This is a genomic window from Streptomyces tanashiensis, from assembly GCF_014648895.1.
Taxonomy (GTDB): Bacteria; Actinomycetota; Actinomycetes; order Streptomycetales; family Streptomycetaceae; genus Streptomyces; species Streptomyces tanashiensis.
In genome coordinates this window covers 95,980-121,506 of record NZ_BMRZ01000004.1, presented here as the reverse complement: position 1 = coordinate 121,506, position 25,527 = coordinate 95,980, and the positions used below count along the sequence as shown (strand labels likewise).

The window sequence follows — 25,527 nt, the reverse complement described above, 5'->3', positions numbered from 1 at the left end:
GCGGCGGAAAGTGCTGGACCCGCGCGTCCGGGCCCGGGAACACCAGAGTGACCCGGCCCGTGTCCGACCATCGGACGTCGAAGGGGGGAGTGCCGTCGACGTGATGCAGCCCGACGATCTCACCGTCACGCCCCTCGTCCCCGACCGTGGCACCGCCCACGATCAGCCGGTCTCCGACGCGGGCCCACAACCCGGCGCGTGATGTGTCCTGGCCTTGCCGTGTTCCGGACGCAGTCATCGTTCTCGCCTCCCGGCCCGCGCGTCCGGCCGCGGCCTCCCGGGACCGGCGCTCTCGCTCCACCCTGCGTCCCGGCCGGCCTGCCGTCATAGGGGCGAACAGTCCCGGAAGGGGACCATTCGGCACTGCCCGGGAGCGGGCTGCGCACAGCAGGGTGAGATCTACCGGGCCTCCGTGTCCCGCGAGGAGGACTGTCATGCAGCACCGCACGGTTTTCGAGGTGATGACCCACGACGTGGTCACCGCCGCCCCAGAGACCTCTTTCAAGGAGATCGCCCGTCTCTTCGCCGACAACGACGTCTCGGCGGTCCCGGTCGTCGACCCCGGCCGACGCCTGCTCGGCGTGGTCTCGGAGGCCGACCTGCTGCGGACCACAGCCGAGCTCCCCGATCTTGAGGGCCGCTGGGCGGGCGTCCGGCTGCTGTCCCAGGAACGAGGGGTGCCCGACGCGGAGACGGCCGCCCAGCTGATGACCTCGCCCGCCGTCACGGCACAGGCGAACTGGAACCTCGTGGAGACCGCCCGGACGATGCAGCGCAGGGGTGTGAAAAGACTTCCCGTCACCGACGAGACCGGTCGGCTCGTCGGAATCATCAGCCGGGCCGACCTTCTGCGGCCCTTCCTGCGCAGTGACACCGCGATCCGTGACGAGATCGAGCACGACGTCCTGGCCGACACGCTCCGCCTTGCCCCCGACACGATCCGTGTGTCCGTCGACGACGGAGTCGTCGGGCTGACGGGCCGGGTCGACGAGCGGGCCGACATCCGTGTGATCGTGCGGCTCTGCCGCTCGGTCGACGGGGTCGTCGCCCTGCACGAATCGATCGAGTACGCCTACGACAACCTGGCGCTCGACGTGGAGCCACCGCGATGAAGGCCCTGTGGGTGGCCCCGGTCATGCCCGACTACGAGAGTGCCCGGGAGACCTTCTCCTGGCGACGCGCGCGGGCACGGCTCGCCGGGCTGCCGGACGGCGGCATCAACATCGGGTACGAGGCGGTCGACCGGCACCTGCGCGAGGGCCACGGCGAAGGCGTCGCGCTACGCTGCATCGCCCGCGACGGATCGCTACGGACGGTGACTTTCACCCGGCTCGCCACCGAGAGCTCCCGCTTCGCGCACGTACTGGAAACGCTGGGTGTGGAACGCGGCGAGCGGGTCTTCACCCTGCTCGGCCGCCGGTTCGAGCTGTACGGCACCGTCCTCGGCACGCTGCGTGCCGGACGAGTCCTCTGCCCCCTGTTCACCGCCTTCGGCCCCGAACCCGTCGCGCTGCGCATGGAGCTGGGCGACGCCAGGACTCTGGTCACCACCCGGGAGCTGTACGAGCGCAAGGTGGCCCCGGTACGGTCCCGCCTTCCGCACCTGCGCCACGTCCTGCTTCTCGACCCCGGAACGGACCCGCCCCCGGACACCCTCTCCTTCCCCGCCCTCACGGCCGCCGCGCCGGACGAGTACACCGTCGGACCGACCGATCCGGCCGAACCGGCGCTGCTGCACTTCACCAGCGGCACCACAGGCACCCCCAAGGGTGCGGTGCACGTACACGAGGCGGTCCTCGCCCATCACGTCACCGCCGCCTACGCCCTGGACCTGCACGAGGGCGACGTCTTCTGGTGCACGGCCGACCCCGGCTGGGTCACCGGCATGTCGTACGGCATCATCGCGCCGCTCACCCACGGGGTGACGACCGTCGTCGACGAGGGAGACTTCTCCCCCGCCCGCTGGTACGGAATCCTCGCCGACCAGCACGTCACCGTCTGGTACACGGCCCCGACCGCGCTGCGCATGCTCATGCGGGCCGCACCGCGTGGCGGCGACGCGACGCCGGCCGCGCGCCACGACCTCTCCGCGCTCCGGTTCGTCGCGAGCGTCGGCGAGCCGCTCAACCCCGAGGCCGTGCACTGGGGACGGGAGGCACTCGGGCTGCCGGTCCATGACACCTGGTGGCAGACCGAGACGGGGGCGATCATGATCGCCAACTTCGCTGCCGATCCCGTGCGGCCCGGCTCGATGGGCCGCCCCCTTCCCGGTGTCGAAGCCGCTGTGCTGGCCTGCGGCGAGGACGGCCGGGCCGCGGTCACCGGCGGGCACGTCCAGATCCTCCGGGAGCCGGGCGCCCAGGGCGAGCTCGCCCTGCGCACAGGCTGGCCGTCGATGTTCCGCGGCTACCTCCACGAGCAGCGCCGTTACGAGGCGTGCTTCGCGGACGGCTGGTACCTGACCGGCGACCTGGTCAGCCGCGACGCCGACGGCTGGTACTGGTTCGTGGGCCGGGCCGACGACGTCATCAAGTCCGCGGGGCACCTCATCGGGCCGTTCGAGGTGGAGAGCGCCCTCATGGAGCATCCGGCCGTCGCCGAGGCCGGCGTCATCGGGCGCCCAGACCCGCTGGCCGGCGCGATCGTCAAGGCGTTCGTGCTGCCCCGGCCCGAGTATCCGCCCGACAGCGAACTGCGGCGCGACGTCATGGCGTTCGCCCGTCGGCGTCTCGGCCCGGCCGTCGCCCCCCGGGAGATCGAGTTCGTCGAGGATCTGCCGCACACCCGCAGCGGCAAGGTGATGCGCCGCCTGCTGCGGGCCCGCGAACTGGGCCTGCCCGAGGGCGACGTGTCCACGCTCGAGACACCCGAACCGGCCGGGACTGCCGGCATGTCCGGGAAGGAGCCGTGATGGCCACCGCACACGGCGACACGTCCGCCGGGACACCGCAGGCGAAGGGCCCCCGTCGTGCCCGTGGCACCGCAACCGCGACGCCCTCTCGCACTCCCGCGAGCGCCCACGACCTGGATCTCCTCAGACAGATGCTGCTCATCCGGCGGTTCGAGGAACGGTGCGTCGAGTTGTACAGCGCGGCGGCGATCCGCGGCTTCGTCCATCTCTACATCGGTGAGGAGGCCGTGGCGGTCGGCGTCCACCAGGCGCTCGACGAGCGGGACGCGGTCGTCTCGACGTACCGCGAGCACGGCCATGCCCTGGCCCGTGGGGTGCCACCCGAGGCCGTGATGGCGGAGATGTACGGGAAGACCACCGGGTGCAGCCATGGGCGCGGCGGCTCCATGCACCTCTTCGACGCCGCACGCCGCTTCTACGGCGGCAATGCGATCGTGGGCGGCGGGCTGCCACTCGCGGCCGGCCTGGCGCTCGCCGACCGGATGCGCGGCGAGTCCCGGGTGACATGCTGCTTCTTCGGTGACGGGGCCTTCGCCGAGGGGGAGTTCCACGAGACCGCCAACCTGGCGGCGCTCTGGGGACTGCCCGTGCTCTTCGTCTGTGAGAACAACCTGTACGCGATGGGGACGGCCCTCGTCCGCGAACACGCCCAGACGGACCTCGCCATGCGGGCCGCGTCGTACGGCATGGCTGCCTGGGCCGTCGACGGCATGGACGTACACGCCGTGGAGAAGGCGGCGCGCGGGGCGGTCGAGTCCGTCCGCGCCGGCAACGGACCGCACTTCCTGGAGATGCGGACGTATCGGTTCCGAGCGCACTCGATGTACGACCCGGACCGGTATCGGTCGAAGGGCGAGATCGAGGAGTGGAAGCGGCACGATCCCGTCACGGGCCTCGCCGATGGCATGCGTGCGTCCGGACTCCTCGACGACGCTGCAATGGAGGCCCTGGACCACGCCGTCATGGAGGAGATCGACCGCGCTGTACAGACGGCCGAAGGGGCTCCCGAGGAGGCGGCAGAAGACCTGCTGCTCCATGTCACCGGCCGACACGAGGAGGCTCCGTCATGAGCACGCGTACGCGACCGCGGGCGCATCCCGACGACGCCACCACCACATACAGGGAGGCCCTGCGGGAGGGCCTGCGCGAGGCCCTGACCTCGGACGACCGGGTCTTCCTCATGGGCGAGGACGTGGGCCGCTACGGAGGCTGCTTCGGGGTGAGCCTCGGCCTCCTGGAAGAGTTCGGCCCGGAGCGTGTCCGGGACACGCCTCTGTCGGAATCCGCGTTCGTCGGAGCCGGCATCGGTGCCGCCCTGGCCGGGATGAGGCCGGTCGTGGAGATCATGACGGTCAACTTCAGCCTGCTGGCCCTCGACCAGATCCTCAACAACGCCGCCACCCTGCGGCACATGTCCGGTGGACAGCTCGGCGTGCCGCTGGTGATCCGCATGACGACGGGCGCGGGACGGCAGCTGGCCGCCCAGCACTCGCACAGCCTCGAAGGCTGGTACGCGCACATCCCCGGCCTCCGGGTCCTGGCGCCGGCCACGGTCGACGACGCCCGCCACGTGCTGGCGGCCGCCCTGGCCGACCCCGACCCGGTCCTGCTCTTCGAACACGGCAGCCTCTACAACGCGGCCGGCATGCTCGATCCGGCGGTCCATGATGTCGACCTGGACAGCGCGGCCGTCCGCCGCGAGGGCGCCGACGTCACGGTCGTCGCGTACGGCGGTTGCGTGTCCAAGGCTCTCGAAGCCGCGGAGGCATTGGCTGAGGAGGGGATCAGTGCCGAGGTCATCGACCTGCGGACGCTGCGGCCTCTGGACGACGCCACGGTCGTCGGCTCGGTCCGGCGGACCCACCGGGCCGTCCTGGTCGACGAGGGGTGGCGCAGCGGCAGCCTCTCCGCCGAGATCGAGTCGCGCATCTGCGAGCAGGCGTTCTTCGACCTGGACGCGCCTGTCGAGCGAGTGTGCAGCGCGGAGGTCCCGATCCCCTACGCCCGTCGGCTCGAGGAGGCGGCACTCCCCCAGCCTGCCGGAATCGTGGCGGCGGCGCGCCGGGTGGTGAGCTGAGATGGCCGAGTTCACGATGCCGTCGCTCGGCGCCGACATGGACGAGGGCATGCTCTCCGAGTGGCTGGTGCACCCGGGTGACCGGGTGACCCGGGGCGACGTCATCGCCGTGGTCGAGACCGCCAAGTCCGCGATCGAGGTGGAGTGTTTCGACAGCGGTACGGTCAAGGCTCTCCTCGTCGACGAGGGCACCACCGTGCCGGTGGGCACCCCGCTGGCACGTATCGGCACGACCGCAGAAGCCCGGCCGGCCGAAAGCCGTCCCGCCGGTCGACCGCCTGTCGAAAGCCCGCCGGCGTCGACGCCCCTGGTCCGCCGACTCGCCGAGGACCGGCACGTCGACCTCGCCGCCGTCCATGGCTCGGGTCCGGGAGGCAGAATCACACGCGCGGACGTGGAGCACGCGGAACCGGAGCCGGAATCAGCGCCAGCACCAGAGCGCGAAAAGACCGCGCCGACGCCACGGCCGGCGAAGCCGGCGCGCAGCGACAACTCGACCGGGGAGCGTCCCGCTCCGGGACGCGTGAAGTCCTCACCGCTCGCGCGGAGGCTGGCCACGGAACTCGGAGTCGAGCTCTCCGACGTAGTCGGCACTGGCCGGGGAGGCACCGTCCGTGCCGAGGATGTCCGTTCGGCCGCAGCCGCCGAGGGCGCACGGCGGCCGGTCATCCCTGATGCGGCACGGGCGGCAACCGCCCGGCTCATGAGCCGGTCCAAGCGGGAGATCCCGCACTTCTACCTCTCCACGACTGTGGACATGGCAGCGGCCCTGGAGTGGATGCACGCTCGCAACCGCGAGCTGCCGCTGTCCGCCCGCCTGGTGCCCGCCGCACTCACCTTCAAGGCCGTCGCGATGGCAGCGCGCAAGGTGCCCGAGCTCAACGGGCACTGGGGCGACGACGGCTTCGTTCCGGCGGAGGAGGTACGGCTGGGCGTTGCCGTTTCCTTGCGGGGCGGTGGCCTTGTCGCCCCGGCCCTCGCCCATGCCGACACGCTCTCCCTGCCCGAAGTGATGGCCGCGCTCAAGGACCTGGTGGCCCGGGCACGGGGCGGTCGGCTCCGAGCATCGCAGACCGCCGATCCCAGTCTTACCGTCACGAACCTCGGCGACCAGGGCGTCGAGGCGGTGTTCGGCGTCATCTACCCGCCGCAGGTCGCACTCGTCGGCCTCGGCAGGATCGTCGAGCGGCCGGTGGCCGTGAACGGGCTGCTGGGAGTGCGTCCCGTGCTGACGGCGACGCTGTCCGCCGATCACCGAGCCGCCGACGGCGCCACCGGCGCGCGTCTCCTCACCGCCATGGACCGGCTCCTGCAACAACCGGAGGAACTGTGAACCACGACCAGGCCAAGGCGTTCGTTCGGCAAGCCGTGCAGCGCGTCGTCCCCGGCGCCGAGTTCACCGGGCTCGATCCCGGCATGTCCCTGCGGGACACGTTCGAGATGGATTCGCTGGACTTCCTCGAGTTCGTCGAGGCGCTCGCCGAACTCAGCGGGACGGAACTCACCGAGGATGACTATCCGGCCCTCGACACCTGGGACGGCTGCGCCGCTCGGCTGGTGGGCGAGGCGCGTACGTCCGTACAGGGAAGGAGAGGCTGATGCATCACCGCAGGATCAGTCGGCTGATGACCCGTAAGGTGGTGAGCGTCCGCGGCGACGCCTCGTTCAAGGAGATCGCCCGCACGCTCTCGCAACACCAAGTGACCGCGGTTCCCGTGCTGAACGGCGGGGGCCGGGTGGTCGGGGTGGTGTCGGAGGGAGATCTCCTGCGCAAGACGGCCGACCAAGCCGCCGCACCAGGGGGCCTGCCGGCCGTTCCGGACCTGGAGGCGTGGGAGCGGGCGAAGGCCGAGGGGACACGGGCCGAGGAACTGATGACCGCCCCCGCCGTGTGCGCGCGCCCCGACTGGACCGTGGCGGAGGCGGCACGGCTGATGGAGGTCCAGGGCGTCAAGCGGCTCGTCGTCGTCGACGACGAGGACCGCCTGGTGGGCATCGTGAGCCGCCGCGACCTGTTGGGCATCTTCCTCCGCGAGGACGACGACATCCGCCGGGAGATCGTCGAGGACGTGCTCGGCGACACGTTGCGACTCGAATCGGCCGCCCTCGGCGTCGAGGTGCACGACGGACGGGTGGACCTCAGCGGCAGGCTGCCCTTCCGGGGCATGATCCCGGCGATCGAGCGCATGTGCGCGACCGTCGACGGTGTGGTCTCGGTCTCCTGCACCCGTCTCGCGTACGACGTCGATGACACCGCACGAGGAGGTGGACGGTCATGACGCGGAGCATCGTGGTCGGCCTGGACGGCACGGAACAGGCGAACGCCGCCGCGCAGTGGGCGGCTGAGGAGGCGCTGCTCCGAGGGACCGGCGTGCTTCTGGTGCACGCGAAGGAACCGGTGCCGGAGGCGGTGCTGCCGTTCACGGCACGAGAGTCCGGGGAGGCGTGGGCCGAGGAGATGACGGCGCGCACCGCCGGTGCTCTGCGCGAGCGTCATCCCGGCCTTTCGGTGACCACGCGCCTGCTGCCCGCGGGTCCCGTACCGGGTCTCGTCGCCGCGGCGGAAGAGGGCGAGCTGCTGGTTCTCGGCTCGCGTGCTCTCGGCAGCGTGGCCGGCTACCTGCTCGGCTCGGTCGGTCTGACGGTCGCAGGCGCCGTCGCGCGGCCCGTCGTGCTGGTACGGGCCGGTAGGACGGCGATCGGCCTGCAAGGCCCGGTCGTGGTCGGGACTGACGTGCGGCAGCCCGTGGACGCCGTCCTGGGGTTCGCCTTCGAGGAAGCAGCCCGGCGGCGCTCCCCGCTCCGTGTCGTGTACGCGCAGCAGCTCCCGCTGTACGCGGGGGTGGGGCCCGCCATGGTTCCCGACGTCCTGCTCGCCATGGCTCCGGAGATCAGGCGCTCGCTCGACGAACTGCTGGATCCCTGGCGGGCGAAGTACCCCGACGTCGAGGCCGACGCACGCGTGGCGGCCGGATCGGCCGGCCTCGAACTGGTCGACGAAGCCGGGGAGGCCGCGCTCATGGTGGTGGGCAGGCGTGCTCGCCATGCGGTACTGGGTCCACACATCGGCAGTGTGGCCCACGCGGTGCTGCATCACAGCCCGGTACCCGTGGCCCTCGTGCCCCATGACTGAGCCCGGACCACGTCAGCCGCCGGACACCGCCGGACGCAACCGCACAGCCGTGACCTTGTACTCCGGACACGAGGTCACGGTGTCGGAGTGATCCGAAGTGAGGGAGTTGACACCGCTGGCCGGGAAGTGGAACGCGCAGAAGACCTGACCGGGAGCGAGTTCCGTGCCGACCCTGGCGACGAGTCGGGCCTGGCCGTGGCGGCTCTCGACGGTGACCGGGGCGCCGTCCCGGATGCCGAACCGGGCGGCGTCCTCCTGGCTGAGGTCAAGACGGTCGTTCGCGTCGAGCAGGAGATTGCCACCGCGCCTGGTCATGCTCCCGGAGTTGTAGTGTGCCCATCGGCGCCCCGTGACGAGGACCAGCGGATAGTCCTGGTCCGGTTCCTCGCCGGGCGGAAGATACGGGGCCGCAGACAGGTGAGCGCGCCCGTCCGCGGTGGCGAACCGCTCAGCGTACAAGGTGCGTTCGCCCGGCCGGTCCGGCGCGGTGCAAGGCCATGGCACAGCTCCCTGCCGGTCGAGCCTCTCGTGCGAGAGGCCCGCGAAGAGCGGGGTCACCCGACCGCACTCCGCGAGCGCCGCCGCAGGGGTGGGGCAGCCGAGGTCGGCGCCGAGGGCGTCGGCCACGGCGTGTACGGCCTCGAAGTCGGAGCGTGCGGTTCCGGGCGGGGTCACCGCCTGCCGCACGCGCTGGAAGCGGCGGTCGAAGTTGACGAAGGTGCCGTCCTTCTCCAGCCAGGAGGCCACGGGAAGGACCACATCGGCGTGTCGGGCGGTCTCCCCGAGGAAGAGCTCGTCGACGACGACGAGCGGGCAGGCGTCGAGGGCCTCCACGACCCGCCGGCTGTCGGGGTCGGTCGCGCACACGTCCTCGCCGATGACCCACAGCGCCCGCAGGCGGCCTTCGCGAGCGGCCGCGAACATCTCGGGGATGCGCATACCCGGCCTGCCGGGGACGGGCCGGCCCCACACCGCCTCGGCGCGAGCGCGGGCCTCCGGGTCGGCGACACGGCCGTAGCCCGGAAGCAGATCGGGCAGCGCGCCCATGTCGGAGGCGCCCTGCACGTTGTTCTGGCCGCGCAGGGGGCTGATGCCGAACCCGCGACCGGTACCGCCGACGGCACCGCGCAGGATGGGGAGGTTCGCCAGGGTCCGGACGCCGTCGGTGCCGTGCAGGTGCTCGGTGACGCCGAGCCCGTACACGACGGCCGGCCGCTCCGCGCGGCCGTAGAGCCGGGCGGCCTTCCTGATGTCGTCGGCGGGGACGCCGGTGATCCCGGCGACCCGCTCGGGCGGGTAGTCGGCCAGCAGGTCGGCGAGTTCGTCCAGTCCGGTGGCGCGATCGCGGAGGAAGTCCGGGTCGGTCATGCCTTCGTCGACGAGGACGTGGGCGAGGCCGTGGAAGAGGGCCACGTTGGTGCCGGGACGGGGGCGCAGATGCACGTCGGCATGGCGGGCGAGTCCGACGGTTCGGGGGTCGGCCACGACCAGGGACGCGCCGACGAGCGCCCGCTGGAGGAGGCGGGCACCGACGACGGGGTGGGCTTCGACGGGATTGGCGCCGACGACCACGAGGCAGTCGGCGGTCTCGACGTCGTCGAAGGGGTCGGTACCGCCGGCGCGCCCGAAGGAGGCGGTGAGGCCCGCGGCGGAAGGAGCGTGGCAGAGGCGGGAGCAGTTGTCGACGTTGTTGGTGCCGATGACGGTCCGCAGGAACTTCTGGACGAGGTAGTTCTCCTCGTTGGTGGCACGGGCGGAGGAGATCGCGGCGACCGCGTCGGGGCCCCCGTCCCGGACGGCCGCGCGCAGGCCGTCGGCGATCCGCGCCACTGCCTCCGCCCAAGTCGCGGGCCGCAGCACACCGTTCTCCCTGAGCAGGGGCTCGGTGAGACGTTCGGCGGAGCCTAGGTATCCGTACGCGAAGCGGCCCTTGACGCAGGCGTGACCCCGGTTCACCGGCCCGTCCCGGGCGGGGAGGACGGCGGCGACACGGTCCTCGCGGACGACGACGTCGAGGGTGCAGCCGACCCCGCAGTAGCCGCAGGTGGTGCGCACGCGGTCAGCGGGCGCCTGCCGCGAGGTGATGCCCTGACCGGGTCCGGGCTGGGTGATCGCACCCGTGGGACAGGTGTCGACGCACCCGCCGCAGGACACGCAGTCGGATGCGGCCCACGGGCCGGCGGTTCCCGGGGCTACGACCGTGTCGGAACCGCGCCCGGTGAGGGTGAGCGCGAACGTGCCCTGGACGTCGGAGCACATCCGTACGCAGCGCCCGCACGCGATGCACAGGTCGCGGTCGAGGTGGACGTACGGGTGGCTCTCGTCCCGCCCGCGCGTGGAGTCACCGGCAGCCGTGTCCGCGGGGATCCCCAAGGCCCGGCACGCCTGGGCCAGTTCACTGTGCGCGCCGTCGGCGAGCGCGTGCGGCGGGAGCGCCGAGGCGATCAGGGCGACCGCGTCCCGGCGCAGGTTCCGCACGCCCTCGTCGGCGGTGTCGACGGTGAGGTCCGACGTCGCGGGGGTGACACAGGCGGCGACGGTCCGTCCACCGGCGCGGACCAGGCAGCTCCGGCAGGAGCCGGCCGGCCGGAGACGGTCGTCGTGGCAGAGGGTGGGCAGGTCGGCCCCGGTGGCACGTACCGCGTCGAGCAGCGAGGCCCCGGCGGGCAGTTCGACCGGGACGCCGTCGACCCGGACCCGGGTCATCGGTCCCATCCTTCCAGGGCGGGCCCGTAGGCGCGCGCCAGGCTACGGACGGCGGCGGGTACGCGGCGGCCGAAGGCGCACAGACTCGCCTCGCCCATCAGCCGCGCCAGTCGTTCGTAGGTCTCCCCCGGCTCGCGCCGGACCTGCGCGAGTTCGAACCCTCGCCGGGTGCCGACCCGGCACGGCGAACAGGCTCCACAGCTCTCGTCGGCGGCGAACTCCCAGACATGCCGCAGGAGTTCGTACGGATCGGTGTCGGCGTCGAAGGCGACCATGCCGGCGTGGCCGAGGGCGGCACCGTGCTCGGTGAGCGCTGCCGTGGTGAGCGGGACGTCGAGCGCGTGCCCGGCGAGGAAGCCGCCGAGGGGCCCGCCGATCTGGAGGGCGACGAGCTCGCGGCTGCCCTTCAGGCCGCCGCCGAGCCGGGTGACGATCTCGTCCACCGGAGTGCCGAGTTCGACCTCGAAGGCTCCGGGGCGGGCGAAGCGTTCGGACAGGCAGACCAGTTTGGTGCCGGTCTCGTCCGGTACGCCGCGCCGGGCGTAGGACACACCGCCGTGGGCGACGATCCAGGGCACGGCCGCCAGGGTCTCCACGTTGTTGACCACCGTCGGTGTGTCCCACAAGCCGTGGTCCGTGGGATACGGGGGCCGGGGGCGGGCACAGCCTCGAGCGCCCTCGAGGCGGGCGATGAGGGCGGTCTCCTCGCCGGAGACGTAGGAACCGGCTCCTTCGACGATCTCGACGAACGGCCGCGGACCGGCTGCCCCGACCGAGGGAGCCAGGTCGCCCGCCGCCGTCGCGCGGTCCAGCGCCCGGCGCAGCCGAGCGCTGGCCTTCGGATACTCGGAGCGCACCAGGACGATCCCGCGCCGGGCGCCGCAGGCGAAGCAGGCCAGGGCGAGTCCCGTGAGGATGCGGTCGGGGTCCTCCTCCATGAGCAGCCGGTCGGCGTACGAGCCCGGGTCGCCCTCGTCCCCGTTCGCGACGACGACCGCGCCCGGCTTTCCCGCCGCCGCGGCCCACTTGTCGGCCACCGGGAATCCGGCGCCGCCCCGCCCGCGGAGTCCCGAGGCTGCGGTCTCCTGCTGTATGTCATCGGGCCGCAGCCCGGCCACCGCCCGGCGCCACACGTCCCAGGCGTCGTGTCCTCCCACGATGCCGGCGAGCAGGACGGGCGCCCCGGTGGTGTCGGCCGCGGGGATGCCCGGCGTGCACGGTTCGGCCCGCCCGCGGAGTTGGTCGGCCAGGTCCGGGCCCGCACGGGGAAGGGTGCCGTCGAGGGCGGCGGGGCCCGCGTAGCAGTAACCGAGGCAGTGCACGGTCTGCAAGGAGGTCGAACTCTCCTCGTCGACCCTGCCTGCCGTCACTCCGAGCGCCTCTTCGACCTCCGTGAGATGCCGTCCGCCCCGCGCGGCGAAACACGCCGTCGCGGTGCAGACGCGCACGTGCCGCTCGCCGCGCGGGGCGGCGAGATCGGCGAAGAAGGTGGCGGGGCCGAGCCCCGCGGCGGCCGGCAGTCCGGCTGCCTCCGCGACCTGGGGCGCCCATGCCTCGGGCCCTTCGGAGGTACCCGCCCTGGCACGCTCCAGCGCGGCCGACAGCAGTCCCCCGCGCCCTCCGTGCCGGGCGGACAGCTCACGGAGCGCGTCTGAGCGTGGGCCCGGCTCCCCGGACATCCTCATGCTCCCAGGGTGACCGGCCGGCACCCCGCCCGCATCCCAGCCGGTCGTGGGCTCACGGTTCCGCGCCACGCAGGGCGGTCAGGCGCCGACGGTACTCCTCCTCGTCGATCTCACCGCGCGCCAGTCGCTCGCCCAGGATCTGCTCGGCCGACGTGGCGGGCCGAGACCCCGGCGGCCGTTGCGAGGCGCGATCCAGCGTGCGGAAGAGCATCACCGCGACGGTAATGAGCAGGCCCCAGAACAGCACCATGCCGGCCGACATGGCGAACCAGCCCCATCCGTTCATGCCGTCGCCGTACCAGAACATCATCGCCACTCACACTCCCGGCGGCGGACCGGCAGGAGCGGACGTCCTGCCTACGGTCCATCCGCCACTCCCACCGTGCATTGCCCCAGGACGCGCGTACAGGGCCGACCGGCCCACGGCAGGGGTCCGGTCGGCCACGGATGGGAACGAGCGGCCCATGGAGCCGGGATCCCGACGGCCGGAGGGTGGGAAGGAGCAGGGCTCACGTCGCCCCTGCGGATCGCTGCCGGGAGGCCGCCATGGTCCGGAACTCGGGGAGCCCACTGGTCACGGATGCACCGCGGCCCTGGCAGATGCTGTTCCTCGCCACCACCGGGTTCGCCCTCTGCTTCTGGGCGTGGGCGCTGCTTGCCCCGCTCGGCCCGCGGCTCCGGGACGACCTCGGCCTCAGCTCCTTCGAGCAGTCGCTGGTGGTCGCCGTGCCCGTGGTGGTGGGCGCGCTCGGCCGGATCCCGGCGGGGGCGCTGACGGACCGCTGGGGCGCACGCCGCGTCTTCCCGCTCGTCGCGGGCCTGACGATCCTGCCCGTGCTGTACCTGGGTCACCTGGCCGACTCGTTGGCCGAGGTGCTCGCGGGCGGTTTCCTGCTCGGGCTCGGGGGGACGGCCTTCGCCGTCGGTGTGCCGTTCGTCAACGCCTGGTACCCACCCGCACGGCGGGGCGTCGCCCTCGGAATCTTCGGCATCGGCACCGGTGGAACGGCCCTGTCGGCCTTCACCACCGTCCAGCTCACCGACGCCGTCGGGCGGTCCTTCCCCTTCGATCTCGTGGCCGCCTGCCTCGCCGTGTACGCCGGGGTGGCCTGGTTCCTGCTCCGCGACCGTCCGGGGCGCGCGACGGCGACAGGGTCGATGCTCTCGCGCACTGCCCTCGCCGTGCGTACGCCCGCCACCTGGCAGCTGGCCTTCCTGTACGCCGTGTCCTTCGGCGGGTTCGTCGCCTTCAGCGTCTACCTGCCGACCTACCTCACCCGGGCCTACGAGCTCGGCCGCTCCGACGCGGCACTGAGAACCGCAGGATTCGTCGTACTCGCCGTGGCCATGCGGCCCGTGGGCGGCTGGCTGTCGGACCGCGTCCACCCCGTGCCCGTGCTGACGGCTTCGTACGGGCTCGTTTCGACGTGCGCCCTGGTCGCGGCGTTCGAGACGGAACTGGTCCCCGTGGGAACGGTGGCCTTCCTCGGCATGGCCGCGGGCCTGGGCGCCGGGTCCGGGGCGGTCTTCGCGCTCGTCGCACGACTGGTCCCGGCCGAGCGGGTCGGCTCGGTGACGGGAGTGGTCGGTGCGGCGGGCGGCCTCGGCGGCTTCTTCCCACCCCTCGTGATGGGGGCGGTCGACGGCATCGCGCACGACTACACCTGGGGATTCGTCCTCCTCGCCGTCACCGCGGCGGGCGCGGGAACCCTGTCCGCCACCGCCGTCCGGCGACGCGCGCGAGCGGCAGCGGACGCCTGACCACGATGGCGAACGCGCTTGAGCGGGTCTCAAGGTGAACCGGCGACTAGGCCCTTCGGCCCCTCCTCCGGAGCTGGGTGGCCGTAGCCTTCACCTCCTTCTGGCGGTTGGTATGGAGAGCATGAACACCGACCGGGCACTCCTCGTCGCCACCGGGGTACGCAAGATCTACCGGACGGGCTCCGTGGAGGTCACCGCCCTGCTCGATCTGGATCTCGTGGTGCGTCACGGGGAGATGGTGGGGGTCATGGGACCGTCCGGTTCCGGGAAGACCACTCTGCTCAACTGCCTGTCGGGGCTCGATGACATCGACGGCGGCCGGGTGGAGGTCGACGGCCACGATCTGTTCGCGATGTCGGACGCGGCGCGCACGGAGCACCGGGCGCACACCATGGGCTTCGTCTTCCAGGCGTTCAATCTCATACCGGTCTTCTCCGCGGTGGAGAACGTCGAGCTGCCCCTGTTGCTCGTGGGCACCCGGCCCCGTGAAGCGCGTCGCAGGGCTCTGGAACATGCTCGACCGGGTGGAGCTCGGCCACCGGGTCGAGCACCGGCCGAGCGAGATGTCCGGCGGTGAACAGCAGCGCGTGACCATCGCCCGCGCCCTGGCCGGACGCCCGGCCATCGTGTGGGCGGACGAACCCACCGGCAACCTCGACAGCGCGATGGCCGAGCAGGTCATGGACCTGCTGTGCGCGCTCAACCGGGACGAGGGCCAGACGATCGTCCTGGTCACGCATGACAGCGCCATCGGCGCCCGCGTCCCCCGACTGATCCGGATGCGCGACGGGCAACTGGTCGACGACGTCCGCCAGGCAGTCACCGCCCCGGCCTCGATCCGCGACATCCCCATGGGCTGACCATGTACCCGAACCTCCTCGTCCCGCTGCTCACCGCCCTCGCGCTCGCCCTCGCGGCCCTGGGGCTGGTGGCCGTCCGGCAGCCGGTGTCACGGCGGCTGGCCTTCCGGCAGGTCGCCCGCCGGCGCACCGAGGCAGCACTCGTGATCGGCGGTTCGATGCTCGGAACGGCCATCGTCACCGGGGCCCTGGTCGTCGGCGACACACTGAACTTCTCCGTACGACAGGAGGCCTACCGCACCCCTCGAAGGAGGGTTCCCCGCCGAATGGACCAGCATCCTCGGCCTGGCAGCAGCCACCTTCGCCCCCTCGCTCCTGGCCACGATCGGCCCAGCCCGACGTGCGGCCGCCATCCGCCCCGCGCTCGCGGTCCGCGTCGCGGAATGACCGGCCTCAGCAGCGGCAACACCCTTGCCTCCGCCAGGCACTGCTCGCTTTCCGGGTGGAACCCGCGATCGGGGCCCTCGGCGACAGCACCGCCAAGGGCCCCGCTCTCGTGCAGGAACGCACAAAGCCGGTGTCGGGGCTCGGCGCTACTGCGGGTACGGCCCGTCCGCGCCGATCTTGCCGGGCGCCGCGTTGGCCCCGGCGAGGTCGAGGACGCACTGTGGAGTTCCCGTTGCCGAGCTGGTAGTTGGCGCTGTTGTTGTTGTCCCAGACGCCGTTGCCGTTGTTGAAGGTGGCTTGCCAGGTAGTGGCGGCGCCCAGATCGACGGTCTTCTTCACCCAGCCAGTGCAGGCCGGTTCCATGCCCGTGCCCGGGGCGGTGGTCCAGGAGCCGCCGGTGGGTGCCCAGTGCAGGTTGACAGTGGTCCACCCGACCGTGGCGGCGGAGTACCGGACGGTCGCGGCGTTGCCCTGCGGTGGCTGTGTCGAGCCGCACGGGTCGCTGTGGGCGATCGCCCCGTCCCTGACGGTGATCGTGCCGGTGCCGAGCTGGTGGTTGGCGCCGCCGTGGTCGTCCCACGTTCCGGAACCGTTGTTGAACGTGGCGGCCAGGCCGGAGGCCATGCCCAGATCTACCGTCCTCTTGTACAAGCCGGCGCAGGCCGCCGTCATGGGTAGGCCGGGGGTTGTGGTCCGGCTGCCGCCGGCCGGGGCGTGGTGGATGTTGACGGCGATCCAGCTCGCGGCCGGCTTGCAGTAGACGGTCGCGGTCGTCGCCGCGTGCGCGGTCACGGCCGGCAGCAGCGCCGCCAGCATGCCGATCAGCGCGAAGAGAAGGCAGAGGCCGGTCGGGGGCGGGCTTCCCCGCGTGGCGGATTGCTCATGAGGGCGGCCCCTGAGAGGGAGGGGAGGCGTGCGGGTGCCCGCCTCCCCGACAGCTACTTGGCGATCAGCAGGAGGGTGGAGCGGCCGTTCAGGCGGTAGACGGTGCCGGCGCCGCCGATCAGGGCCTCGCCGCCCGGCTGGGCGAACTGACCCGCACCCTCGGCCCAGGTGGACGTGTCGGTGACGCGGTACCAGTTCTTGCCCGCGCCCGGGGACGGGAGCGTGAAGTCGACGGCTCCGGACCAGCCGTTGTACCCGACGTAGACCGCGCTGTTCGGGTCGCCGAGTTCGGTTCCGTCGTAACGCCATGCCAGAGCGTGGTTGTTGACATTGCTCCAGTACGCGCCGTCGGGAGCCGCCCCTGCCGGGGTGAACCACTCGAGCTGACCCATGCCGTTGCCATTGCCGTCCGACGCGCTGTAGAAGGTCGCCGGGCGCAGGGCGGGATGGGCCTTGCGGAAGGCGATCAGGCGCTGCGCGTAGGTGCGGAACGTGGACTGGTCCGACGACCAGGACGTGCTGAGCCAGTTCGCGGAGGAGTCCAAGTTGTAGGGGTTGTTGTTGCAGTTGACCGAGCGAAGGAACTCGTCGCCGCCGGTCATCATCGGGGTTCCGGCGGACAGCATGAGCAGGGCGAGGCCGTTGCGGGCCGCCTTGCGCTGATCGGCGGCGACGCCCGCCTGGTCCCAGGACAGGTTGTAGTCCGATCCGCCGTCGGACGGTCCGTACGGCCAGGCCTGATTGTTGTTCTTGGTGTTGCAGCGGTACAGGTCGGCGAGGGTGAACCCGTCGTGAGCGACCACGAAGTTGACCGAGTTCCAGGGCGCCCGACCGCTCGATGCGTACAGGTCGGAGGATCCGGCGAAGCGGGTGGCGAGGTCGCCGGGGGTGACGTTCTCGTTGCCCATGGCGTTCTGGTCGCGGCGTACGGTGTCGCGGAACTTGTCATTCCATTCGGACCAGCCGGTAGGAAAGTTGCCGACCTGGTAGGTGCCGCTGCCCAGGGCCCAGGGCTCGGCGATCCAGTCGGTGCCGGAGCCGCCGCCCGCGGGCCGCGGGGGCATCAGGGCGGTGATCCGGTTCAGGGCGGTGTTCGGGTCGGTGCGACTGTACTGGAAGCAGCCGTGCTCGCAGGTGTTGCCGAGGACGGGAGCCAGGTCGAACCGGAAGCCGTCGACGCCCAGGGCGTCCTTCCAGTGGGCGAGCGAGTCGGCGATGAGGTCCCTGGTGACGGGGTTGTAGGTGTTGAGATTGCCGTTGACACCGGTGTTGTCCCAGGACGCCTGCCTGTCGCCGGTGAGCGAGTAGTAGGTGGGATTGTCCAGGCCCCGCATGTTGTACAGGCTGTAGGTGTTCTTGTCGCCGGCGTTCCACGGCCCGCCCTCGGCGGCGTGGTTGTACACGACGTCGGTGAAGACCTTGATCCCGGCGTCGTGGTAGGCCTTCACCATCTCCTTGAACTCACGGGTCGGCCCGCCGGGGCTGTTGTCGGCGGCGTAACGGCGGTCCGGGGCGAAGAAGTTGAGGGTCTCGTACCCCCAGTAGTTGTCTCCCGCCGTGCCGGTGGCGTCGACGTCGTCGGTGTCGTTCTGGGTCTCCTGAAGGGGAAGGAACTCCACCGCGGTGACGCCGAGGGCCGCGAGGTCGGCGGCCTTGAGTCCGGCGCCTTTGTAGGTGCCTTGATACGCGGCCGGAACGGACGGGTCGCTCTTCGTGAGCCCCCTGACGTGCACTTCGTAGACGACGTCGTCCTTGAGGGCTCGGGTCGGCTTGGTTCCGGTGCTCGTCGTGTCGGCCGCCAGCACGATGCCCTTGGGCGCCTGCGTCCCGTTGTCGACTGCGCGGTACGACGGGCCGGTGCCGTAGACGGTCTTCGACGGGCCGCCCGGGGTGAGCGGGTCGTGGCTGAGTTCCAGCGCGTACGGATCGGTGAGCAGCTTGTTCGGGTTGAACCGGTTGCCCGCGCCGTCCACATCCGACACGAAGCCCGCCGTGGAGCCCTTGGTCCACGTCGCGTCGTACGGCCAGTTCGGGCCCCAGGCCCGGTAGCCGTAGTAGACCGGGCCGGTGATGCCGTACTGCTGCCGGATCGTGGCGACCGGCACGGTCACGGACCAGACGCCCGTGCCGGAGTCCTTGGTGAGCGTGAGCGCGGCGGCCTCGTGGACTCCGGTGGCCGCAGTGTAGAGGTACAGCTGGATGCGGGTGGCGCGCGAGGAGTGGATCCGGAACTCCACGTTGGCGCCGGACGCGTCGTACCGCGCACCCAGCGGACCGCCCGCGGCGGCCGCGGCGGGCGTGACGAGTGGCACGGGGACGGCAACGCCGGTGAACGCGGCCGTCGCCGCGAGGCCGACCGTCGCAGCGCGCAGAACCGTGCGGCGCTTTCTCCGGGGGCGGGCAGGGTGGAACGCGGACATGGCGGCTCCTGAGGGCGGGCAACGGGAAGCCTCCGGCGTCGTCCCGGACGCCGCTGGCTGAAATCTCTTGCTGAATCTTGCCGAAAATTAGTGCAGCCACCTGCGCGCGTAAAGACCCGCCGCACAGCTTGTTCCGGCGCGGCAGCGACAACCCCCGCCCACTCCCCAGAAGGCGCCCTCCCGCCCACCCCCTGCAACCGAGGCAGCTCTTGCAATACCGAACCGCTCGGTTTAGATTTAAAGGAGCAAGACGGCCCTGCTGTCGTGTCTCCTCACTCCCGGAAGGACCTCTCCCGTGCGCTACGCAGTTCTCGGCACCGGCATCGTCGGCCGGACCATCGCAGCAAAGGTGGCTTCCCTCGGACACGAGGTCGTCATCGGCACCCGCGACCCGAAGGCGACGCTCGCGCGCACCGAGCCCGACGGTTACGGAAACCCGCCGTTCGCCCAGTGGCTCGCCCTGCATGACCGGATCCGCTTGGAGGCCTTCGCCGACGCTGCCTCCTGGGGCGAGACGGTCGTCAACACCACCGCGGGCGCCGGCAGCCTGCAGGCCCTGGAAGCGGCCGGTGCGACGAACCTGGCGGGCAAGGTGCTCATCGACATCGCCAACCCGCTGGACTTCTCCCAGGGCATGCCTCCGTCGCTGAAGCCGGTCAACACCGACAGCCTCGGCGAGCAGATCCAGCGCGCCTTCCCCGACTCCAGGGTCGTGAAGACCCTCAACACGATGAACTCGCAGATCATGGTCGATCCGACGCGTGTCCCGGGCGACCACAGCGTGTTCGTCTCCGGTGACGACCCGGGCGCCAAGCAGGCCGTCACCGACCTGCTCGTCTCCTTCGGCTGGCCCGAGAGCAGCGTCCTCGACCTCGGTGACATCAGCACCGCCCGCGGCGCGGAGATGCTGCTGCCGATCTGGCTGCGCCTGTGGGGTTCGCTCGGCCACGCCGACTTCAACTTCCATGTCGCCGGAGCCTGACGAGGAGCTGATCGGCCACCGGAAATCCGTACCGAACCGCTCGGTGCGGATTTCGCCTTATCCTGACCGGATGGGTGATACGGAGAGCAGAAGTGCCGGGCGGCCGCGATCGGCCGAGAAGGACGCCGCCATCCTCCAGGCGGCGCTGGAGCTGCTGGCCTCGCACGGCTACACGCGCATGAGCCTCAGCCAGGTCGCCGCCGCCGCGCAGGTCAGCAAGTCCACCATCCACCTGCGCTGGAAGACCAAGGCCGACCTGCTCACCGCCGCCCTCGCCGCTCTGCGCATGGCCGACGCCCCACCCACGAGCGGGGACACCCGCTCCGACCTGATCGCCATCCTCCAGGACTTCGCCGCTACCGTCGAACGCGTGCGCGGCATGGCTCTCATCGGCACCTGCCTCGCCGAGGAGGCCCACACCCCCGAACTCCTCACCCTTCTGCGCGAACGGACCGTCCTACCCAGGCGCGCCCTGCTGCGCGAGGTCCTCGAACAGGCCCGCGACCGAGGCGAGATCCGCCCCGGGACCGACCTCGAAGCAGCCGTCTCCGCACTTCTCGGCCCCTTCTACGCCGACTACATGGCCGGACGCGGCGGCCGCACCGGCTGGGCCGAAGACGCCGTCGACCTCGTCCTGACGGGCCTGCCCCCGACGAGCAGTCAGGGCCTTTCCTCCGGCACAACGGAGTGACGTCGTCGTCGGCGGGAGATCCGCCACGGCAGGCGCGCTCGTCGCGGCCCGCGTGCGCGACGGAACGACCTGAGGTACTTCTCTGAGGGGAAGCGGTGCGCTCCCCTGCGGATACGCCCGCATGCCCGTCCGTCCCGGCATCGCACGGAAGGAGGCGGTCGCCATGGAGCCAGCCCTCGAACCGGCATGCGTCCCTTCGGAGCTCGTCCGGAAACCACGGGAGAGCACGGCCGAGGAGCGTCCGGGTGACTGAGCCGGGCGACCCGAGGGAGCAGGCCAAAGCGGGCCGTCCGGATCACGAGGACGCGCTTGGGGCGGGCACCGGGCTCGACACCGGCTCGCTCCCGCGGGCCGAGGTGATCGAGACCCACACCGCAGTCGTACTCTTCGTCGGCGATCGCGCCTACAAGCTCAAGAAGCCGGTCGACCTCACGTTCCTGAACTACACCGCCGTGGCGGCACGGCGGACCGCGTGTGAACGTGAGGTCGCGCTCAACCGTCGCTTCGCGCCCGACGTGTATCTGGGCATGGGCGAGATCCGTGCCCCGCACACGGAGGCACCCGAACCTCTCGTGGTGATGCGCCGCATGCCGGCGGAGCGCCGACTGTCCCAGCTCGTGCGAGAAGGGGCGGACGTCGGCGACGGCCTGCGGGCAGTGGCCCGTCTCCTCGCCACCCGGCACGCGGACGCACCCCGCACAGCGGACGTCGATGCCCAGGGCACGCGGGACGCCCTGTCATCACGCTGGGAAGCGAGCTTCGCGCAGGTGCGCGACCTGGCGGCCGAAGGCATGGCCCTGCCCGACGGCGTGGAGGAGATCGAGAAGCTGGTCCGAAGGTACCTCACCGGCCGGGACCAGCTGTTCGACATGCGCGTCGGGCAGGGCCGTATCGTCGACGGGCACGGCGACCTGCTCGCCGAGGACATCTTCTGTCTCGACGACGGCCCCCGCGTCCTGGACTGTCTGGAATTCGACGACCGCCTCCGCTACGTCGACGGTCTCGACGACGCCGCCTTCCTGGCCATGGACCTCGAACAGCTCGACGCACCGGAGTCGGCGGCCTCTTTCCTCACCTGGTACAGCGAGTACTCCGGCGACCCCGCGCCCCCCTCCCTGCGCCACCACTACGTCGCCTACCGTGCCTTCGTCCGCGCCAAGGTCTCCCTGATCCAGGCACGCCAGGGTGCTCCCGGCGCGGAGTTCGCGGCACGGCGACTGATCGCGGCGACGCTGCGCCATCTGCGCACCTCCGCCGTCGGCCTGACCCTTGTCGGTGGCCTCCCCGGCAGCGGCAAGTCCACGCTCTCCGGAGCGCTGGCCGATCGCCTGGGTGTCACGCTGCTCAGCAGCGACCGCGTACGCAAGGAACTCGCCGGCATCCCGGCGGACCAGCCCGCCGCCGCCCCGTACGGCGAGGGCCTGTACACGCCCGAGTGGACCATCAGGACGTATGCGGCCCTGCTCGATCGCGCATCCGCCCTGTTGTCCTGCGGCGAGTCCGTCGTACTGGACGCCACCTGGTCGAACGCCGCACAGCGCGAGGCCGCCCTGCGCATGGCCGAACGCACCAGCGCCGACCTCGTGGCTCTGCACTGTCACGCCCCGGACGCGACGGCGGCTGCGCGCCTGCAAGCCCGCACGACCGGACCGTCCGACGCGGACATCGACGTCGCGATCGCCATGGCGGAGCGCGAGTCGCCGTGGACCGAAGCCGTCGCGGTCGACACCAGCGGCGCCCTGGAGGCCGCGGTCGACCGTGCGCTGGCCGCGGTACGCCCGTACGGCACGGGCCCCCTGGTCTTCCGCCGCCCCTACCTGGAGGCGGGATGAAGGTCTCCGAGGTCATGAGTCTGCCGGCGGTCGCCGTTCCTGCGGGGACACTCCTGGGCCAGGTCGCCCAGGAGATGGCCGGGTACGAGGTCGGCTCGGTCCTGGTCACGGAAGGCGGAACGCTCCGCGGCATCGTCACCGACCGGGACCTCGCGGTGCGCGCTGTCGCCCGTGGATGGGACGCCGACGAGAGGGTGGACGCAGTGATGACCTCACCCGTGATCACGGTCGACGTCACCGACGACATCCACGTCGCCTACCGGACCTTCCGCAGGTCCGGGTTCCGTCGCCTGCCCGTCCTCGACGGTCACCGGATCGTCGGTGTCCTGACCGTGGACGACATGCTCATCGACGTCTTCCAGCGCCTGGCGGACCTGCTGGGTCCGATCGCGTGGAGCGTCCTCGAGGAACCGCCCGAGCCGCCCTCGGCGAGCACGGGACCGAACGGGACCTGACCGATCCGGTCGGCCACCGTCCTCGTGGCCCCCCGGGCGCGAGATGGAGCGCTGCGAGCCGTGGCGGACGTCGGCGCATCTGCGAAGTCGAAGCTCTGGTCGAAGAGTTGGATCGAGGCGTGCGCCTGGAGGCCTGTTGGCCCGCCACTCGTTTGTGTGTCGGCTCGCCGCCGCCACGGGCCATCGGTCAAGGAGCCCACCCCGTGACCAAGATCCGGGCCATACACGGACCAGCCTCCTGCAGCTTGGCCGAATCGTGAACGTTTCCACTGGTCAGGGGCCATACGAGGCGTGTACCACCAGCACACGAAGAAGCTGCTGGGCTCCGATCAAGCAGACCAGCACCCTGCGAGCGGACGGCATCCACCCCGCCCACCTTCCGCTACGGCATGCAGTCCCTTGTCTGGTTCGGATGATGCCTCTCACCAGCGGTGACGCCCCTCAGGAAAGGGTGCCCGCTGGGGAGAATCCGGGGAGAATGAAGGCCGTTGGGGAGCGGCTGGGGAGAATCGACCGCGTAGACCGGCGTCACCATGAAAGCCCCGGAAACGAGCAAACTCGCAGGTCAGCACGGCCGATACAGCCATCTGCGCAGGTCAGCGCCCCGAGGGCGAGGACTTCCTGAAGATCTTCTCGTGAGCGGCGATTCTCTTTGCTCCCAGACTGGTGGGAACTATTTATGGCCAGCTGCGCCCGCAGGGCCCAGGTGGCCCTGCCGCTCACCCGGCAAGAGCTGGCAAACGGCTCTGGGGACGTGGCACAGCGGAGCTGGTGCCCTCTCCACGGCCGGCGGCATCGGGTGGCTCGTACGGCACTGGGGCTGGGCCGGTGCACGCACCTCGGCCGGCCCACAGTCCATTCGGGTGCGCACGACGGTCTCGCCCCACTCTGCATCCTGGCGCGGCGCCAGATGGCCGTGTGTGATCGGGGCAATCGGCCCGGTTCTCGACGCCCTACTCCTCCTACCCGGTGCATGGACGCCGCGGTCACGGGCTTCGCGCTGAGGCTTCCACGTCCGCGAAGGGGGGCGTTGCTCGCCTCGCCCCGTTCGTCCACCACGACGTCATCATGGTCATCGTCGCGGTCGGTACTGCTTCCAGCTGCCAGACCTGCCCGACGGAGCGCGGTCCCGCACGATCCCGACTCCGCCGAGGGCTGAGTCCTGCGCCGTTTCGCCAGGTAGTCGGTATGTGCAACCCGGCCCGGCGACGGGCTGACGCCATGAGAACGAGCATGCTCGGCGCCTGTCGGCTCAGGCGTTGAGTGGATGTCCGGTCGTTGAGTCCACATGGTCCGGGACCTCGTCGTGGCGATCGCCCACGGTCAGTGTCCCGGTGGGCTCGAACATGAGGATTGCGGCGCCGGACGGGGCGTACGGCTTGTGCTCGGTGCCTCGGGGGACGGTGAAGACCGCACCCTGGGAGAGCAGGACCGTGCGCTCGCCATCGTGCTCGCGCAAGGAGATGTGCAGCTCGCCGTCGAGCACCAGGAAGAACTCGTCGGTGCCGTCGTGGACGTGCCAGACGTGTTCGCCCTCGACCTTGGCGACGCGGACGTCGTAGTCGTTGACGCGCGTGACGATCCGGGGGCTCCACAGGGCATCGAAGGAGGCCAGAGCCTCGCCGAGGGCAAGGGGTTCGTTACTCATGGGCTCATCCTGAGCCGTACCGCAGCGTCGGCGTGAGTGCTAGGAATTGCATATGACGAAAGAATCCTCGCATGCGGTTCACGCGGCGGGCATACACCGGGTCGTCGTGATCGTGGACGAGAACTCGAACCCCTTCGAGCTCGGCTGCGCGACCGAGGTCTTCGGTCTGCGCAGACCGGAGATCGGGCGTGATCTCTACGACTTCGGTCTCTGCTCTCCCGAACCGCGCACTCTGATGCGAGACGGGTTCTTCACGCTCACGGGAGTCGCCGGTCTGGAAGCGGCCGACGCGGCGGACACCTTGATCGTCCCCAACCGCCCGGACATCGAGGTGCCCCGCCGCCCCGCCGTGCTCGATGCCGTCCGACGGGCGCATGCGCGTGGCGCGCGCTTGGTCGGCTTCTGCAGCGGCGCGTTCACACTGGCCGAAGCCGGAGTCCTCGACGGGCGCCGGGCCACAGCGCACTGGCAGTGGGCGAAATCCTTCCGGGCCCGGTTTCCCTCTGTCCAGCTCGCATCAGACGTGCTGTTCGTGGATGACGGTGACATCCTCACCGCCGCGGGGAGCGCGGCCGCGCTCGACCTCGGGCTGCATGTGGTCCGCCGCGACCACGGCGCGGAGGTAGCCAACTCCGTGAGCCGGCGACTGGTCTTCGCCGCGCACCGGGACGGCGGGCAGCGGCAGTTCGTGGAGCGCCCCATGCCCGACCTGCCGGACGAGTCCTTGGCGCCGGTCCTGGCCTGGGCGCAGGAACGGTTGGACGCACCGCTCGCGGTCTCCGACCTTGCGGCACGTGCGGCCGTCAGTTCGGCGACGCTGCATCGTCGCTTCCGGGCACAACTGGGAACGACGCCGTTGGCATGGCTCACAGGGGAACGTATCGCCCTGGCATGCCGGTTGATCGAGCGCGGTGAGTACCGCTTCGAGGTGGTCGCACGGCGTAGCGGGCTTGGCACCGCTGCCAACTTGCGCGCGCTGATGCGCCGAGAGACCGGCGTCACTCCGTCGGCATACAAGGCCCGGTTCGGGCCGGAGGCGAATTGAAAGTGACATGTCCGCTCCGGGCGGAGTGGGACCTGCCGGATGCCGGGTG

Annotated in this window: 21 protein-coding genes and 2 pseudogenes; 16 read left to right on the top strand and 7 right to left on the bottom strand. The window is 71.3% G+C overall.

Going from position 1 to position 25,527, the window contains the following annotated elements:
- Positions 1–10: 10 nt before the first annotated feature.
- Positions 11–190: pseudogene (locus IE237_RS16270) on the bottom strand (DUF1918 domain-containing protein); the annotation flags it as partial.
- A gap of 244 nt (positions 191–434) precedes the next feature.
- Between IE237_RS16270 and IE237_RS16265 the strand changes: the two are divergent.
- From IE237_RS16265 to IE237_RS16230, 8 genes are read left to right on the top strand one after another with little or no spacing between them, the layout of a single operon-like run.
- Positions 435–1,112: a CBS domain-containing protein gene (locus IE237_RS16265; RefSeq protein ID WP_189802684.1), complete on the top strand. Its 678-nt coding sequence runs from the start codon at positions 435–437 to the stop codon at positions 1,110–1,112.
- Positions 1,109–2,911, top strand: coding sequence for an acetate--CoA ligase (gene acsA / locus IE237_RS16260; protein WP_189802683.1), 1,803 nt, complete (start codon positions 1,109–1,111; stop codon positions 2,909–2,911). Before IE237_RS16265 ends, acsA begins: the two co-directional genes overlap by 4 nt.
- Positions 2,911–3,981 carry a pyruvate dehydrogenase (acetyl-transferring) E1 component subunit alpha gene (gene pdhA / locus IE237_RS16255; RefSeq protein WP_229842709.1) on the top strand — a complete coding sequence of 357 codons (1,071 nt, stop codon included), beginning with the start codon at positions 2,911–2,913 and terminating at the stop codon, positions 3,979–3,981. Before acsA ends, pdhA begins: the two co-directional genes overlap by 1 nt.
- Complete coding sequence (locus IE237_RS16250) at positions 3,978–4,988, top strand: alpha-ketoacid dehydrogenase subunit beta (protein ID WP_189802682.1); 1,011 nt, start codon at positions 3,978–3,980, stop codon at positions 4,986–4,988. The genes pdhA and IE237_RS16250 overlap by 4 nt, the downstream gene beginning before the upstream one ends.
- A gap of 1 nt (position 4,989) precedes the next feature.
- The gene (locus tag IE237_RS16245; RefSeq protein ID WP_189802681.1) at positions 4,990–6,321 is read left to right on the top strand and encodes a dihydrolipoamide acetyltransferase family protein; all 1,332 of its coding nucleotides are present in this window, start codon (positions 4,990–4,992) and stop codon (positions 6,319–6,321) included.
- Positions 6,318–6,587 carry an acyl carrier protein gene (locus IE237_RS16240; RefSeq protein WP_189802680.1) on the top strand — a complete coding sequence of 90 codons (270 nt, stop codon included), beginning with the start codon at positions 6,318–6,320 and terminating at the stop codon, positions 6,585–6,587. The genes IE237_RS16245 and IE237_RS16240 overlap by 4 nt, the downstream gene beginning before the upstream one ends.
- Positions 6,587–7,267, top strand: a complete 681-nt coding sequence (locus IE237_RS16235) for a CBS domain-containing protein (protein ID WP_189802679.1) — start codon at positions 6,587–6,589, stop codon at positions 7,265–7,267. The genes IE237_RS16240 and IE237_RS16235 overlap by 1 nt, the downstream gene beginning before the upstream one ends.
- Complete coding sequence (locus IE237_RS16230) at positions 7,264–8,121, top strand: universal stress protein (protein ID WP_189802678.1); 858 nt, start codon at positions 7,264–7,266, stop codon at positions 8,119–8,121. Before IE237_RS16235 ends, IE237_RS16230 begins: the two co-directional genes overlap by 4 nt.
- Before the next feature lie 12 nt (positions 8,122–8,133).
- Here IE237_RS16230 and fdhF read toward each other — a convergent pair whose 3' ends face one another.
- Genes fdhF through IE237_RS16215 form a run of 3 tightly spaced genes read right to left on the bottom strand, consistent with a single transcriptional unit; the run spans position 8,134 to position 12,822 of the window.
- Entirely contained in the window at positions 8,134–10,827 is a 2,694-nt protein-coding gene (fdhF, locus tag IE237_RS16225) for a formate dehydrogenase subunit alpha (protein ID WP_189802677.1), read from the bottom strand.
- On the bottom strand, positions 10,824–12,512 hold the full coding sequence (locus IE237_RS16220; RefSeq protein WP_229842708.1) for an NADH-ubiquinone oxidoreductase-F iron-sulfur binding region domain-containing protein: 1,689 nt from the start codon (positions 12,510–12,512) through the stop codon (positions 10,824–10,826). Before IE237_RS16220 ends, fdhF begins: the two co-directional genes overlap by 4 nt.
- Before the next feature lie 52 nt (positions 12,513–12,564).
- Positions 12,565–12,822: an SHOCT domain-containing protein gene (locus IE237_RS16215; RefSeq protein WP_189802964.1), complete on the bottom strand. Its 258-nt coding sequence runs from the start codon at positions 12,820–12,822 to the stop codon at positions 12,565–12,567.
- A 236-nt stretch (positions 12,823–13,058) separates the two neighbouring features.
- Here IE237_RS16215 and IE237_RS16210 point away from each other — a divergent pair, with 236 nt between their 5' ends.
- The 3 genes from IE237_RS16210 to IE237_RS41340 all read left to right on the top strand — a co-directional run bounded on the left by IE237_RS16210 (position 13,059) and on the right by IE237_RS41340 (position 15,133).
- On the top strand, positions 13,059–14,273 hold the full coding sequence (locus IE237_RS16210; protein ID WP_308433081.1) for an MFS transporter: 1,215 nt from the start codon (positions 13,059–13,061) through the stop codon (positions 14,271–14,273).
- Between the two features lie 121 nt (positions 14,274–14,394).
- A complete protein-coding gene (locus IE237_RS41345; protein WP_268253700.1) occupies positions 14,395–14,850 on the top strand; it encodes an ABC transporter ATP-binding protein in 456 nt (151 codons plus the stop codon).
- The gene (locus IE237_RS41340; RefSeq protein ID WP_268253699.1) at positions 14,798–15,133 is read left to right on the top strand and encodes an ATP-binding cassette domain-containing protein; all 336 of its coding nucleotides are present in this window, start codon (positions 14,798–14,800) and stop codon (positions 15,131–15,133) included. Before IE237_RS41345 ends, IE237_RS41340 begins: the two co-directional genes overlap by 53 nt.
- Positions 15,134–15,727: 594 nt before the next feature.
- Here IE237_RS41340 and IE237_RS16200 read toward each other — a convergent pair.
- Together IE237_RS16200 and IE237_RS16195 are read right to left on the bottom strand one after the other, a co-directional pair.
- Positions 15,728–16,336 (bottom strand): annotated as a pseudogene (locus tag IE237_RS16200) (carbohydrate binding domain-containing protein); the annotation flags it as partial.
- 122 nt (positions 16,337–16,458) lie between these two features.
- Positions 16,459–18,825, bottom strand: a complete 2,367-nt coding sequence (locus tag IE237_RS16195; RefSeq protein WP_189802675.1) for an isoamylase — start codon at positions 18,823–18,825, stop codon at positions 16,459–16,461.
- A gap of 295 nt (positions 18,826–19,120) precedes the next feature.
- Here IE237_RS16195 and IE237_RS16190 point away from each other — a divergent pair, with 295 nt between their 5' ends.
- The 4 genes from IE237_RS16190 (at position 19,121) to IE237_RS16175 (ending at position 22,785) form a co-directional block, all read left to right on the top strand.
- The gene (locus IE237_RS16190; RefSeq protein ID WP_189802674.1) at positions 19,121–19,807 is read left to right on the top strand and encodes an NADPH-dependent F420 reductase; all 687 of its coding nucleotides are present in this window, start codon (positions 19,121–19,123) and stop codon (positions 19,805–19,807) included.
- 70 nt (positions 19,808–19,877) lie between these two features.
- Positions 19,878–20,498, top strand: a complete 621-nt coding sequence (locus tag IE237_RS16185) for a TetR/AcrR family transcriptional regulator (RefSeq protein WP_189802673.1) — start codon at positions 19,878–19,880, stop codon at positions 20,496–20,498.
- 356 nt (positions 20,499–20,854) lie between these two features.
- Complete coding sequence (locus IE237_RS16180) at positions 20,855–22,330, top strand: bifunctional aminoglycoside phosphotransferase/ATP-binding protein (protein ID WP_189802962.1); 1,476 nt, start codon at positions 20,855–20,857, stop codon at positions 22,328–22,330.
- A complete protein-coding gene (locus tag IE237_RS16175; protein WP_189802672.1) occupies positions 22,327–22,785 on the top strand; it encodes a CBS domain-containing protein in 459 nt (152 codons plus the stop codon). Before IE237_RS16180 ends, IE237_RS16175 begins: the two co-directional genes overlap by 4 nt.
- A gap of 1,252 nt (positions 22,786–24,037) precedes the next feature.
- Here IE237_RS16175 and IE237_RS16170 read toward each other — a convergent pair.
- Positions 24,038–24,433 (bottom strand): cupin domain-containing protein, encoded by a 396-nt coding sequence (locus tag IE237_RS16170; protein ID WP_189802671.1) that lies wholly within the window; start codon positions 24,431–24,433, stop codon positions 24,038–24,040.
- A 52-nt stretch (positions 24,434–24,485) separates the two neighbouring features.
- Here IE237_RS16170 and IE237_RS16165 point away from each other — a divergent pair, with 52 nt between their 5' ends.
- The gene (locus IE237_RS16165) at positions 24,486–25,478 is read left to right on the top strand and encodes a GlxA family transcriptional regulator (RefSeq protein ID WP_189802670.1); all 993 of its coding nucleotides are present in this window, start codon (positions 24,486–24,488) and stop codon (positions 25,476–25,478) included.
- Positions 25,479–25,527 lie beyond the last annotated feature (49 nt).

Excerpts from the sequence above, each read along its gene's own strand:
- IE237_RS16265 (WP_189802684.1), top strand. The coding sequence starts at position 435 with ATGCAGCACCGCACGGTTTTCGAGGTGATGACCCACGACGTGGTCACC.
- acsA (WP_189802683.1), top strand. The coding sequence starts at position 1,109 with ATGAAGGCCCTGTGGGTGGCCCCGGTCATGCCCGACTACGAGAGTGCC.
- pdhA (WP_229842709.1), top strand. The coding sequence starts at position 2,911 with ATGGCCACCGCACACGGCGACACGTCCGCCGGGACACCGCAGGCGAAG.
- IE237_RS16250 (WP_189802682.1), top strand. The coding sequence starts at position 3,978 with ATGAGCACGCGTACGCGACCGCGGGCGCATCCCGACGACGCCACCACC.
- IE237_RS16245 (WP_189802681.1), top strand. The coding sequence starts at position 4,990 with ATGGCCGAGTTCACGATGCCGTCGCTCGGCGCCGACATGGACGAGGGC.
- IE237_RS16235 (WP_189802679.1), top strand. The coding sequence starts at position 6,587 with ATGCATCACCGCAGGATCAGTCGGCTGATGACCCGTAAGGTGGTGAGC.
- IE237_RS16230 (WP_189802678.1), top strand. The coding sequence starts at position 7,264 with ATGACGCGGAGCATCGTGGTCGGCCTGGACGGCACGGAACAGGCGAAC.
- fdhF (WP_189802677.1), bottom strand. The coding sequence starts at position 10,827 with ATGACCCGGGTCCGGGTCGACGGCGTCCCGGTCGAACTGCCCGCCGGG.
- IE237_RS16220 (WP_229842708.1), bottom strand. The coding sequence starts at position 12,512 with ATGAGGATGTCCGGGGAGCCGGGCCCACGCTCAGACGCGCTCCGTGAG.
- IE237_RS16215 (WP_189802964.1), bottom strand. The coding sequence starts at position 12,822 with ATGATGTTCTGGTACGGCGACGGCATGAACGGATGGGGCTGGTTCGCC.
- IE237_RS16210 (WP_308433081.1), top strand. The coding sequence starts at position 13,059 with ATGGTCCGGAACTCGGGGAGCCCACTGGTCACGGATGCACCGCGGCCC.
- IE237_RS41345 (WP_268253700.1), top strand. The coding sequence starts at position 14,395 with ATGAACACCGACCGGGCACTCCTCGTCGCCACCGGGGTACGCAAGATC.
- IE237_RS16195 (WP_189802675.1), bottom strand. The coding sequence starts at position 18,825 with ATGTCCGCGTTCCACCCTGCCCGCCCCCGGAGAAAGCGCCGCACGGTT.
- IE237_RS16185 (WP_189802673.1), top strand. The coding sequence starts at position 19,878 with ATGGGTGATACGGAGAGCAGAAGTGCCGGGCGGCCGCGATCGGCCGAG.
- IE237_RS16175 (WP_189802672.1), top strand. The coding sequence starts at position 22,327 with ATGAAGGTCTCCGAGGTCATGAGTCTGCCGGCGGTCGCCGTTCCTGCG.
- IE237_RS16170 (WP_189802671.1), bottom strand. The coding sequence starts at position 24,433 with ATGAGTAACGAACCCCTTGCCCTCGGCGAGGCTCTGGCCTCCTTCGAT.
- IE237_RS16165 (WP_189802670.1), top strand. The coding sequence starts at position 24,486 with ATGACGAAAGAATCCTCGCATGCGGTTCACGCGGCGGGCATACACCGG.